The sequence below is a fragment of the Methanocalculus sp. MC3 genome (genome assembly GCF_054767395.1).
Genome location: NZ_BAABMP010000002.1, coordinates 532,566 through 544,687, shown reverse-complemented (window position 1 = coordinate 544,687; position 12,122 = coordinate 532,566). Strand labels below are relative to the sequence as shown.

General features: G+C 51.9%; 9 protein-coding genes and 1 tRNA gene. 5 read left to right on the top strand and 5 right to left on the bottom strand.

The window, feature by feature from the left end; genetic code table 11:
* Positions 1-556: 556 nt before the first annotated feature.
* Positions 557-1,651: a ribosome small subunit-dependent GTPase A gene (gene rsgA / locus ACYUBO_RS06440; protein ID WP_460373176.1), complete on the top strand. Its 1,095-nt coding sequence runs from the start codon at positions 557-559 to the stop codon at positions 1,649-1,651.
* Positions 1,652-1,668: 17 nt separating this feature from the next.
* On the opposite strand, the gene ACYUBO_RS06435 is transcribed toward rsgA, so the two are convergent.
* A tRNA-Leu gene (locus ACYUBO_RS06435) sits at positions 1,669-1,753 on the bottom strand.
* A gap of 185 nt (positions 1,754-1,938) precedes the next feature.
* Positions 1,939-3,699 carry an AMP-binding protein gene (locus ACYUBO_RS06430; RefSeq protein ID WP_460373175.1) on the bottom strand — a complete coding sequence of 587 codons (1,761 nt, stop codon included), beginning with the start codon at positions 3,697-3,699 and terminating at the stop codon, positions 1,939-1,941.
* A 194-nt stretch (positions 3,700-3,893) separates the two neighbouring features.
* Between ACYUBO_RS06430 and ACYUBO_RS06425 the strand changes: the two genes are divergently transcribed.
* On the top strand, positions 3,894-4,448 hold the full coding sequence (locus ACYUBO_RS06425; protein WP_300333590.1) for a TATA-box-binding protein: 555 nt from the start codon (positions 3,894-3,896) through the stop codon (positions 4,446-4,448).
* A gap of 22 nt (positions 4,449-4,470) precedes the next feature.
* Here the strand turns inward: ACYUBO_RS06425 and ACYUBO_RS06420 are convergent, their stop codons facing one another.
* Genes ACYUBO_RS06420 through ACYUBO_RS06410 form a run of 3 tightly spaced genes read right to left on the bottom strand, consistent with a single transcriptional unit; the run spans position 4,471 to position 8,664 of the window.
* Complete coding sequence (locus ACYUBO_RS06420) at positions 4,471-7,203, bottom strand: DEAD/DEAH box helicase (protein WP_460373174.1); 2,733 nt, start codon at positions 7,201-7,203, stop codon at positions 4,471-4,473.
* Entirely contained in the window at positions 7,139-7,903 is a 765-nt protein-coding gene (locus ACYUBO_RS06415; RefSeq protein ID WP_460373173.1) for a metallophosphoesterase, read from the bottom strand. The genes ACYUBO_RS06420 and ACYUBO_RS06415 overlap by 65 nt, the downstream gene beginning before the upstream one ends.
* The gene (locus tag ACYUBO_RS06410) at positions 7,900-8,664 is read right to left on the bottom strand and encodes a hypothetical protein (RefSeq protein WP_460373172.1); all 765 of its coding nucleotides are present in this window, start codon (positions 8,662-8,664) and stop codon (positions 7,900-7,902) included. Before ACYUBO_RS06410 ends, ACYUBO_RS06415 begins: the two co-directional genes overlap by 4 nt.
* Positions 8,665-8,687: 23 nt before the next feature.
* On the opposite strand from ACYUBO_RS06410, the gene ACYUBO_RS06405 reads away from it, so the two are divergent.
* From ACYUBO_RS06405 to ACYUBO_RS06395, 3 genes are read left to right on the top strand one after another with little or no spacing between them, the layout of a single operon-like run.
* Positions 8,688-9,671, top strand: a complete 984-nt coding sequence (locus ACYUBO_RS06405) for a replication factor C small subunit (protein ID WP_460373171.1) — start codon at positions 8,688-8,690, stop codon at positions 9,669-9,671.
* Positions 9,668-11,788: a minichromosome maintenance protein MCM gene (locus ACYUBO_RS06400; protein WP_460373170.1), complete on the top strand. Its 2,121-nt coding sequence runs from the start codon at positions 9,668-9,670 to the stop codon at positions 11,786-11,788. Before ACYUBO_RS06405 ends, ACYUBO_RS06400 begins: the two co-directional genes overlap by 4 nt.
* A 9-nt stretch (positions 11,789-11,797) precedes the next feature.
* The gene (locus ACYUBO_RS06395) at positions 11,798-12,121 is read left to right on the top strand and encodes a dihydroneopterin aldolase family protein (protein ID WP_460373169.1); all 324 of its coding nucleotides are present in this window, start codon (positions 11,798-11,800) and stop codon (positions 12,119-12,121) included.
* The last annotated feature ends 1 nt before the right edge of the window (position 12,122 follow it).

Sequence of the window (12,122 nt, the reverse complement as noted above, 5' to 3'; positions counted from 1 at the left end):
GCGTGGGATATGTGTTGTAATTCAGCCAGCCGACTATTCTGCCAATCTTGTCACTCTGTACACGGTGTTTATGAGGAGAATTATGAATACTAGGATCGCAAACACCGAAATATAGAATCCGATTCCGGTGACTCCTGTTGCAATGTTGTAGATATTCACCAGAATTACAATGATGCTGCCTGAAATGATGATGAGATCGGATTTTTTGAAGTCCATATGCAGTATTGTATCCGGGAGATATTACTTTGCCTAAGTTTCAGATCAATGTATAGATGCCGCTGTTTGCCAGATAGGGGGATCAGATGCAAAAGAAGAGAAATAATAGGACCGCCCGCCGGAAATGACCGGGAGGCGAGGTGAATTCAGAGTGTCACTTCCACAACCTGGGAGCTTTTTGTTCGAAGAAGGTCTTCATTTTCGCCCTCTAATTGAATTAAGGAGCAATTATGGATTTTTTGAGTATTAGTTATTGTGCTGTTGCATTCAGCCTCAAAGTACAACCACAAAGCACATTGCGCTTCTCAATCAATGCATTTGAAAGATTACAGGTTATACTATGAGTATCTCTCCTTCCTCATGCAATCCTTCCCATATCCATTCGCTTGAACAGATCGGCTGGAATGAAGAGCTCGATAGAGCATTTTCAAAGTACAATGGCCCATATCTTCCAGGCCGCGTAGCCTGCCGGCAGAAAACGGTATTTAATCTGCTTATTAAAGATGGACAGGTCACCGCCGGATTATCCGGAGCTATGCGTAAGCTTGGCCGCTATCCAGCTGTTGGCGATTTCGTTGTTCTGTTCAGCCAGCCCGAGGCTGGAACTCTGACAATCGTTGATATCCTCCCGCAGAAGAACCGGTTTTCAAGAGGGACTTCAGGGCGGGAGAGCTCCGATCAGGTCATTGCTGCAAATATTGACTATGTGTTCATCATGACAGCAGCAGGCCACGATTTTAATCTCCGCCGGATAGAACGCTATCTGGTGATCGCACATGCATCCGGTGTCTGTCCGGTTGTTGTGCTGAATAAAACCGATCTTGCTGATGATCCGGCAATCCTGATTGATGAGATCCATTCAATCACTTCAGATATTCCGGTTATCCCGATCAGTGCGGTGAGCGGGGAGGGAGTTGAAGGGCTTGATCCATACCTTTTGCCGGGGAAAACGATCACGCTCATCGGATCATCCGGCGTAGGAAAATCAACACTTATTAATCGCCTCCTGGAAAATCTGGTTCAGGAGACCTCGCATATCAGGGAAAATGATGGAAGAGGCCGCCATACTACGACAGTCCGCCAGCTTTTCATCCTGAAGAGCGGTGCACTCATGATTGACAACCCTGGCCTGCGGGAGGTTGGTATCGGCTGTGCATCTGAAGGTATCGCGGATACCTTTCCGGATATTCTCGAACTGGCAGAAGAATGCAGGTTCTCAGACTGCCAGCATAACGAGGTGCCGGGCTGTGCGGTGAAGGCAGCAGTACAAAACGGACTCCTCCCGGCATCACGCCTTGAGAGCTATCAACGCCTGATGCGGGAACTTGCATTCGAACAGGAGAAAGCTGAAATTGGACTCGTGCGACTTAAGAAAAAACGCTGGAAAGGTATCGCAAAGTTCGCAAAAGATATTCAGAAGAGTAAGGAGAGGTAAGCGCTCGAAAATGTAAATGCGAGGGACCGGATTCGAACCGGCGAACCCCTACGAGAATAGGCCCTGAACCTATCGCCTTTGACCTGGCTCGGCAACCCTCGCTCCTGTGCTCTTACCTCTTTGACGTCATCGGGTATAAATATGCCCACTTTCGATCGGAAATAGGCGATGAAAGACATTGAAAGATGGTGAAAAAGGTGAAAGATGGGGAAAGAGAATAAGAGATGATCAGAAAAGGGCTATTGCCTTCCCCCTCTTTCTCTTCCCCGCCTCACTCCCTCTTATCCCTACTTCTTCCTGATCGTCTCTTCACCCTGATCCGCGGCTTTCGCCATCTCCCGCTCCCTGAGCTCAGATCGGCGGATCTTGCCTGAGATCGTCTTTGGGAGCTCGTCCACAAACTCGACTGCACGCGGGTACTTGTAGGGGGCTGTCGTCTCCTTGACGTGGTTCTGAATCTCCTTCACGAGCTTTTCAGACGGCTTCACATCCTTATGGAGGACGATGAATGCCTTCACAATAACCCCCCTGATCTGATCCGGGGTGCCGACGACCGCGGCCTCCTGGACAGCCGGGTGCTCGAGGATCGCAGACTCCACTTCGAAGGGGCCGATCCGGTATCCTGAACTCTTGATCACGTCATCATCGCGGCCCACAAACCAGAGATACCCGTCCTCATCCTTGTAGGCCTTGTCTCCGGTATAGTAGAACCCATCCGAAAAAGACTCGGCATTTGCCTCGGGGTTGTCAAGGTACTCGCGGAAGAGCCCGACCGGCCGGGGATTGAGGGAGATGGCGATCCTCCCCTCATCTCCGTCCGCTACCGGCTGCCCGTCATCATCATGCAGCTGGATATCCCAGCCGGGTGCAGGCTTCCCCATGGAACCGGGCTTGAGTTTCATACCGGGGAAGGTCCCGATACAGCAGACCGTCTCGGTCTGGCCGTATCCCTCGTAGATATCAAGACAGGTGCCATCTTTCCAGATGCGGATCACTTCCGGGTTCAGGGGCTCGCCCGCAGAACAGCAGTGGCGGAGCTCGGAGAAATCAAACTTCCTGAGATCGGCGATGATCAGCATCCGGTAGATTGTGGGGGGGCAGCAGAACGTGGTGATCCCGTACTTCTCGATTAAGGGGAGGAGCTCGGTTGCCTTGAATCTGCCCCGGATATCATAGACAAAGATTGCCGATCCGCAGACCCACTGGCCGAAGTACTTCCCCCATGCTGCCTTTGCCCAGCCCGTATCAGAGACGGTGAAGTGGAGATCGTTCTCCCGGAGATCATGCCAGAAACGGGCGGTGATGATATGCCCAAGAGCATAGCTCTGTTCATGGATGACCATCTTCGCATCCCCTGTTGTGCCTGAGGTGAAGAAGATCAGCATCGGATCGGTCGGGAGGGTTCTCCTGAGGCTTCTGAAATGAACGAGTTTGCGTGCCACCGGTGCCGGGTAATTTAGCTCAAAAGGATAGCTGATCCAGCCGGGACGGTTCCCGTCAACCACCATCTTCTGGGCGAGCGAAGGACAATTATCGGAGAGCTCATCACATTTCGGGGCATTTTCAGAATCCGTGATGATCATCTTGAAGTCGCCCGCATTTATCCGGTAGATGAGATCCTTTGTCGTCAGCATCGTCGGGGCAGGTGCAAAGACCGCACCAAGTTTCATCAGTGCAAGGGTCAGGATCCAGAACTCGGGGATTCGCGGGAGCATCACAAAGACACGATCTCCTTTGTTAATCCCGAATTTCAGAAGGATATTTGCCGCCTCATTTGAGAGGGTCTTCATATCCCAGAAACTGTACTTCTTCTCCTCGCCCTTCTGGTTCGTCCAGATCAGCGCAAGCTTATTCCTGTCCTTCTCAGCCCACGCATCAACGACATCGAATGCGAAATTAAAGTACTCTGGCACATGAATAGCAAAATCAGACGTTGCCTGAGCATATTCTGGCAGGTTTCGTGTCCAGTCGGTGACCGTCTGCCTGCCCTCTGTAGTATTGCCAACACCTTCCGTCATAAAAACGGCTAAATTTGGTTTTCTATCCATATATGGAAATCGATCTGAATCTATGAAAAGAGGATGCGGGCAGCACCTTCCCATCTCCCATGCACAGGTTCTATGCGTGCTTTGTCTCACCGTGTAAAAATGCCCGCATACAGGGCGGCAGAAGACGATGGAAGAATGAATGCCATAAAGCTTCTCCGTCATCATTATGGTCTGACACCTTTAAATGTACGAGGATGGCAGATCAACAGTACGACTCATTAAAGATCGAAAATATCGTGGCTTCCGGTGTCATCGCCGACTCCATCGATCTTCTGGCAATTTCCGAGCATATTGAGGGGTGCGAGCTGAATACGAAGCGGTTCCCTGGAGCGGTATACCGGATTAAGGATCCGAAGATGGCATCACTCATCTTCTCATCCGGAAAAGTCGTGCTCACCGGGATCAAGAATGAAAGCGATCTTGGCCGGGGCCTTGAGCTGATTATTGCATCACTCAAGGGTGCAGGTATCACCACGCATGAGGTTCCAGATGTCAACGTCACCAATATCGTCTGTTCATATGATATGGGCAAGCCAATCAACCTCAATAAAGTTGTTATCACTTTGCAGCTTGAGAACATCGAGTATGAACCCGAACAGTTCCCGGGTCTCGTCTACAGGATAGCAGATCCAAAAATTGTTGCTCTCCTCTTCTCATCCGGAAAAGTCATCCTCACGGGTGGAAAGAACCTCCAGGATGTCAGGGCGGGTCTTGAAGTCCTTGAACAGCACCTTGCGGATATCCTCTGATTTTATTTTTTTTCCTGAATTATTACCAGAACCGGTGGGTTGTGATATACTTCCTCTCGGCTTTTAGGATCTCTTTATAGAATCCATCTCCTTTTGCATGGGTAGCCAGGATTCTGGATGCGGCATCGGGACCAACCCCACGTCCGGTAAGGGCGATGATGGCAGTCTTCCCGCTGGAGAGGACCATGTTTGCGGATCTGAGCATTTTTTTCTCAACCTCCTTCTCCTCAGGTGTCTTCTTCTTTTTCCTGGTGATCAGAATATTCTCCTCTTCATACGGCTTGACGGCAGCGATAAGCCGGGCTCCGCATTTTGGACATTCCGGGTGATCCTCAACCCGTTCCAGAATCGTCTTCTTCTTCCACCCCCGGCAATTCATACAGGCGAGTATCACCTCCTGTGCATCCAGCCGCCGTTTCAATGCAGCGATCACCGCCTGATCCATATCTGGCGGAGCGATCAGATCCCGTGAAGAAAAGAGCCCCTCTGAACCGATGATGGAGAGTGGCCCGATGCGGATCTCGATCTCCCCTGAACGTATCCGGGAGATGAGCCTGCCTGCTGCCCCCGCATCCATGTACCTGCTGAAGAGCTCACGGTATACTTCCTGTTCGATCACGCTGCCATCAAAATGTTCGCTTAAGCGATAGAGGCTGATCTTGTCATATTCGGCATCCGAATCGATCGCCCCGAACTTCTTTGCAACACCAACCAGCTTCCACTTATAGAGAGCGGTCTTTCTCATCGCAATCCTCAGGATCGCCTCGATGTGTTCTCCTTCAAGAGAAGAAAGAATCTCCCTGACATCCTGCGCTCCGATATGTTTTGGCAGCCGCAGAAAAATCCTGTAGGCATTCACCTCGATCCCGACACTTGTTCCATACCGTGCGGATATCAGGATGGAGAGGGCACGCCCGAGGGCTTCATTTGCCTTATGGCCTCCACAGATATTCACGATCACCCCCTCTTTGGAATGTTCGAGCATCACCAGCTGATCGGTTGGAACAGGGGTTCTGTTCTTATCCATCTCTGAGAGGATTCTGTTTATATACGCAACTGATTCTGCATCAGCTCCATATTCGGCAAAGCACCGGGTTCTCCTGAGCTGACCAACCTCCTCTGCAACCTCAAAGGGCACCGGGATCTGTTCCCCTTCCCATGATGGGAGCTCACCCATGCTCTTTGGTGCAGGTTCGACGGTGATCGCATCTTCAAGTACTTCAAGCACCCGCCAGAGCCTGCCGCGGGTGATGAAGATGGCGCCGGTATGAATCCACCCGACGACAAATGACTCGTCAAGGGTGCCTATCGTCCTCCGTGTCACATAATCGATGATCCTGAATTTCCGCTCATCGGTGATCATCGAGAGGTTTGTGGTGAGGTACTTCCGGGCACGGCCGGTTTTAATGATGATATCCCCCTCTCTTCGGATCAGGCTGTGCTCCTCCATCCGGCTGATGCAGTCGTCAAGCAGGCTTCCGCAGTCAGATACCGGCCATGCCCGTGAAAAGATCCTGCGGATCACCTCAATCCCACATTCCCCCCGCTCAACAGCGATTGCAGCAACCTGGTTTGCGATCACATCGGCCGGACAGCAGGGCGGGATAACCGGCTCGGTCTTATTCAAAACTGCCCGCCGTGCAATGACGAGTGATTCGAGGAGGTCGTCGAAACCGGTCGCAATGATCGTTCCCCGTGAGATCTGGTCGATTCGGTGTCCGGCCCTCCCGACCCTTTGGATCAGGCGTGCGACATCGCGGGGGGATCCAAACTGGATCACATGATCGATATGCCCGATATCGATCCCAAGCTCCATCGAACTGGTACAGACAAGTGTTCTGATCTGGCCTTTTGAGAACCGGTCCTCGGCATCGATCCTGACCTCCTTTGAGAGTGATCCATGATGTATTTCTACATCGCCGCGTGGTATGAGGTGATGGCCGATAGCTTCAGCTACTGATCTGGTATTGACGAAGACAAGTGATGATCCGGTGCCTTCGATCGAATCCTCGATCTTCTCCACCTGGCCATCAAACCTGTCTCCTCCAAAAAGGACACGGAGAGAGAGGCGGGATGCAACCGGCACTTCAATGATTGAAAAAGGCCGCTCTCCACAGAGGCAGAATCCGACTATCTCCGGATTTCCGACCGTTGCCGAGATCCCGATCCGCTGGAATTCCCCTGCATATTCGCAGATCCGTTCGAGTGCAATAGCAAGCTGCACTCCCCGCTTGCCATCGGCAAGTTCATGGATCTCATCGACGATCACATGCCTTACACCCCCAAGATGCTGCCGGAGACGGGATCCCATCAGCATCGACTGGACTGTTTCAGGAGTTGTGATCAGAAGATCCGGGGGTTTAAGTGCCTGTTTCCGCCGCTCTGCCATGGTGGTATCGCCATGCCGCACCCCGACAGATAACCCAAGCTCCCCGCACCACCAGGTGAGACGGGAGAGCATGTTCCGGTTTAGTGATCGGAGCGGGGTGATATAGAGGGCCGAAAAACCCTGCCGCTCCTTCATTGTGAGGAGTGAGTGGAAGATCGGGAGCATCGCGCTCTCCGTCTTCCCTGTGCCGGTTGGAGCGATCAGGATCTGATGTTCACCCCGAAGCAGGGGAGGGATTGCGCGGAGCTGGATCTCAGAGAGATCATTAAACCCCCGTTTGTCAAGGGCATCCCTGATCCGCTCATGCAGAAGAGCGATAATATGGATCGGATCTGAGGGATCCGAGGGTGTCGATATAGGTTCCATCCTGAAGAAACACCTCGGCTGTTTCTATCCTGATACTCCGTGAAAGAGGGGATAATCCACTCTCCGGGATCGTTCTGATATCAATCCCTCCTGCATACTCATAAAAGGCAGGCATGAAGAGGAGGCGGGTGGGTGAATCTGCCTGTTCCATCCTGAGCTGCTTCTCATCGACTTCAGCTAAGAGGTAGGCGGGATTTCCCCTCAGCGAACAGCCCACCTCATCATAGAGGTGGATGACCGGGTGGTGGTGTCCTGCCACAATGAGATGGCCGGCAAGATCCGGAGATGGGTAGGTGTGGCCATGCAGGTATCCGATTCCGTCAATAATCTCACCAGTTTTGTTCAGGATTTCTTCCTCCTCCATATATCGTTCTATTCCGGGATCATGGTTGCCGGGAAGAAGCCTGAGATCAACTTCACGCCTGATTGCATTCAGAAACTCTGGCAGTTCCGTATGCTCCTGCCAGGTGATGCGGGGCACCGAATGTTTCAGATCGCCGAGTATGAGCAGGAGATCGGGGTCTGTTGTCTCAATACAGGTGAGTATGCGCTGAAGCCGGCTCTCCGAACTGCTCTTCAGATGCCATCCCGCGGTATCAAGTGCACTCTCGACACCAAGGTGGATATCTGCTATCACCAGAATCGGGATGGTACGGTTCAGAAGAAGTGCAGGCCCTTCGGAGAGGAACCGGGGTATCATAAGAGCCTGATAGTGCTGGTTGTCGGCATATAACAGTCTCCTTCCTCAAGAATTACTGTCAGAGCTGCTTTTGCCTCGCTCTCCCCGACTCCTCCTTCACCAGCTTTTTGGAGCACATCCTCAAGAAGAGCGCCTTTTGGTCCTGAGCACTCTTCGATGATGCTGATCATCTTCCCGGTCAGATCCAAAACATCAGCCTGAACGCTCAGGTTTCTCTCTGGTTCTGTGCCGACAACATTCAGAGCCTCTGCAACCATCTCTGCTATCTCTCTCTGTTCTTCAGAGAGTTCTCCAATCGACTCCAGCCTTTGAATCGTCTCTTCCGCGCAGAGATGAACAAAGCGATCACGATCCTCGCGACGCACAACCTGGCAGGAGTCTGCAATCACCCTGATCTCTTCGCGTCCGCGCTGGGAGAGTTCGCCTGAGATGGCGACAAATGCCGGAGGCTCTGTTGCCGTGAGAAGATCGGCAACACGCGGGCAGGAACGGTTCACTGAGATCGAGAAACCTCCGGTTGGATCACTCAACCGTGCATCCACTGCACGGCTGGTCTGCACATGCACTTCGGTTAAAACACCGATCAAAAATACGCGATGAAAAATACCTCCGGTTGGAGTGTTAAAACCATTATTCCCTTTTTCTGCACGGTGCAGTTCATCTGCGAAGACCCAGCCGACGGGATCAGTTGCATGTTCCATTGTCTGATCGTATCTGTCGGGGTGAGGCATCAGGGTATCGATAGAACGTATCCTTTTCATCAGGTGGGATCTAATGATCATGCATGGAGGATGTCCACGGGATCTGGATCGAGAAATACCGCCCACTGCGGTTAGCCGATATGGTCGGCCACAGGGATATCGTTGAGCGCTTGCAGAGCTATGTCAAAAAGGGAACCCTCCCTCATCTCCTCCTCACCGGAAGCCCGGGTGTCGGGAAGACGACAGCAGCTGTTGCCCTTGCACGCGAACTGTTCGGTGAGGACTGGAGGATGAACTTCCGTGAACTGAATGCCTCTGACGAGAGAGGAATTGATGTCGTCAGAAATCAGATCAAGCAGTTTGCCCGTACATCCCCGATGGGAGATGCATCATTTAAGATCCTCTTCCTGGATGAGGCTGATTCACTGACTACCGATGCACAGGCAGCTCTGCGACGAACAATGGAGAGTTATGCTGAAAGCTGCCGTTTTATCCTCTCCTGCAATTATTCGTCAAAGATAATCGATCCGATCCAGAGCAGGTGCGCCCTCTTCCGGTTCCGCCCGCTCACCCCTGAGGATGTCAAGGAAGAGATCCGACGAATTGCCGCGAAAGAGGGACTTACCCTCACTGAAAAGGCGGAGGATGCAATCGTCTACATTGCCCAGGGTGATATGAGAAAAGCGATCAACGCGCTTCAGGGTGCAGCGGTAGTTGCACAGGATATCACAGAAGAGCAGATTTATGCGATCAGTGCAACCGCAAAACCCTCGGAGATTGTGAATCTCATTAACCTCTCGCTTTCAGGGGATTTCGAAGGCGCAGAGCGGCACCTCAGTTCACTCACACGGGATCGCGGGATTGCGCCTACCGAACTTCTCGGGCAGTGCTATAGGCATCTTGTCTCAATGGAACTTGATCGGATGCTGAAGGTGGAATTGATCGATCATATTGGCGAGGCGGATTTCAGGATCTCCGAAGGGGCGCAGAGCGAGCTTCAGATGGAAGCGATGATCGCACGGTTTGTCTTGTCGGCATTGAAGAAGAGAGGGATTGATCAGCATTGAATCAGGATGAGGAATTCGACATCGAAGTTGTCGATAAATCAAAAGAATGGGCGGATTTTCTCTCGAAGAAATACAAACAGGAACTCCGGACACTCAGCCGTGAATATCCCTATAAACGATCCCTGATCATCAATTATGAGACGCTTCAGAAGTTTGGAAAGAGCGGTGTCAGGCTTGCCGACGAACTCCTTGCGTATCCAAACAAGGTCTTTGCAGAGGTCAGGGATGCCCTGCGGGCACACAACCTCCTTTCACGAAAAGATGCCCATGAGATCATCCCACGGATGAATATCCGGTTCATCAACCTCCCGCGTAAAACACTTGTCCGTGATATCAGGTCTGAACAGATGAATACCTTCGTCTCAGTCGAGGGAATTATCAGAAAGACGACCGAGGTGCGCCCCCGGATAGTTGAAGCAGTCTTCCGGTGTCCGTCGGGCCATATGACACTTCGGGAACAGGGATATGGCAAATTTGTCGAACCTGAAAGTTGTGGCATGGGTGAATGCACTCACAAGCGCCTGGAATTAATCCATCTCAAATCAAAATTTGTCGATGCACAGAAGATCCGGATACAGGAGATTCCCGAAGGACTCCGTGGGGGTGAGCAGCCCCAGATCCTTGATATCGACGCAACCGACGATCTGACCGGGCTTGCTGCTCCGGGGGATCGTGTCATCGTAAACGGGGTGCTCCGTTCGATTCAGCGGATGAATGCCGGGACAAAGAGCACCACGTTTGATATCTACCTCGATTGCAACTCCATTGAGTTTGGTGAGAAAGAGTTTGAGGAGGTGAACATCACCGAGGAGGACGAGGCACAGATCCTTGAACTCTCACGGGATCCAAACCTCTATCGGAAGATCGCCCACTCCATTGCTCCGACCATCTATGGAAATGATGATGTCAAGGAGGCAGTCTCTCTTCAGCTGTTTGGCGGCATTGCGAAGGAGATGCCGGATGGGAGCACGCTCCGAGGGGATATCCATGTTCTTCTCGTTGGAGATCCGGGTATTGCAAAATCCCAGCTGCTCAGATACGTGGTGAAACTCTCTCCGCGTGGTATCTATACATCCGGCAAATCCGCAACCTCAGCCGGACTTACGGCAGCTGCGGTGAAGGATGAGTTTGGGGATGGAAAATGGACCCTTGAGGCAGGTGCACTCGTACTCGCAGATATGGGTGTTGCGGCAGTCGATGAGATGGATAAGATGGCAAAAGATGATCGCTCTTCCCTTCATGAAGCCATGGAGCAACAGACGATCTCAATTGCAAAGGCCGGGATCACTGCGACACTGAAGTCCCGGTGTGCGCTTCTTGGGGCTGCGAACCCGAAACTGGGAAGATTTGACGAGTATGTCGGCATATCCGAGCAGATCAATATGCCCCCCTCCCTCCTTTCGCGTTTTGATCTCATCTTCATTATGACCGACAAGCCTGAGACCCAGCGGGATGAGGCAATTGCCCAGCATATCCTGAAAGCCCATTCAGTCGGCGAGCTGATCATGCAGCATAGAAAGAACCCGATTGAAGGTGTCAATGATGAATATATAAAACGTGAACTCGCCCCGGTCACTCCAGAAATCGATCCCCAACTCTTCCGGAAGTATATCGCATATGCAAAACGGAACTCCTTTCCGATCATCAAAGACGAAGCCAGGGAGGCGCTTGTCGATTACTATATGAAACTCAGAAACCTCGCATCTGCTGACAAGCCTGTACCAGTCACGGCAAGGCAGCTTGAGGCATTGGTAAGGCTGGCTGAAGCGAGCGCACGCACCCGTCTCTCGATGTCAATTGAGCGGGACGATGCGGTGCGGGTGATCCGGATTGTAGATGGCTGTCTTCGGAAGGTTGCCTATGATCCCCAGACAGGATCCTTTGATATCGATAAGATCGTCACCGGTGTTTCAAAGCAGAGCCGGGATCTGATCCGAAGTATCAAGGAGACGATCCGTCAGTCCGGGGATGAGAGCGGCACTGCCCGGATCGATCTGATCGTTGAAAGCCTGGTCCAGAAAGGGTTTACCCGGGATACCGTCGAGAAGCAGATTGAGGTGCTTCTCAGGGGAGGAGAAGCCCTCTCTCCACGAAACGGACTTATAAAGTTAATTTAGGTGATGTATATGCCAACAGACAGGGAACGTGCAGTCTTTGAAGCGGCGATAAAACTCGGTGCACTCTATCACCAGTTCGTCGGCACTCCGGTTTCCCCGGAGACAGCAGATATGATTGAAAGAGCGATCGAGTCCGCAGTCAGCCTCCAGCCATATGTGACAAACGTGCGTGTCAGGCTCGATAGATCTGTCATGCTTGAGAACCCCTTTGGATACTCCGAAGTTTCAGGAAGGATGTTCAATGTCACCATCTCAACACAGGTGGGAGATGCAACCTGTACTGCCGCACTCAGGTATGAGAATGGGTATCCGATGATGTCCATCATCGATTGAT

What these genes read in the sequence shown, in the direction of transcription:
- rsgA (WP_460373176.1), top strand. Translation starts at nt 557, where the DNA reads ATGAGTATCTCTCCTTCCTCATGCAATCCTTCCCATATCCATTCGCTT.
- ACYUBO_RS06430 (WP_460373175.1), bottom strand. Translation starts at nt 3,699, where the DNA reads ATGGATAGAAAACCAAATTTAGCCGTTTTTATGACGGAAGGTGTTGGC.
- ACYUBO_RS06425 (WP_300333590.1), top strand. Translation starts at nt 3,894, where the DNA reads ATGGCAGATCAACAGTACGACTCATTAAAGATCGAAAATATCGTGGCT.
- ACYUBO_RS06420 (WP_460373174.1), bottom strand. Translation starts at nt 7,203, where the DNA reads ATGGAACCTATATCGACACCCTCGGATCCCTCAGATCCGATCCATATT.
- ACYUBO_RS06415 (WP_460373173.1), bottom strand. Translation starts at nt 7,903, where the DNA reads ATGATACCCCGGTTCCTCTCCGAAGGGCCTGCACTTCTTCTGAACCGT.
- ACYUBO_RS06410 (WP_460373172.1), bottom strand. Translation starts at nt 8,664, where the DNA reads ATGAAAAGGATACGTTCTATCGATACCCTGATGCCTCACCCCGACAGA.
- ACYUBO_RS06405 (WP_460373171.1), top strand. Translation starts at nt 8,688, where the DNA reads ATGGAGGATGTCCACGGGATCTGGATCGAGAAATACCGCCCACTGCGG.
- ACYUBO_RS06395 (WP_460373169.1), top strand. Translation starts at nt 11,798, where the DNA reads ATGCCAACAGACAGGGAACGTGCAGTCTTTGAAGCGGCGATAAAACTC.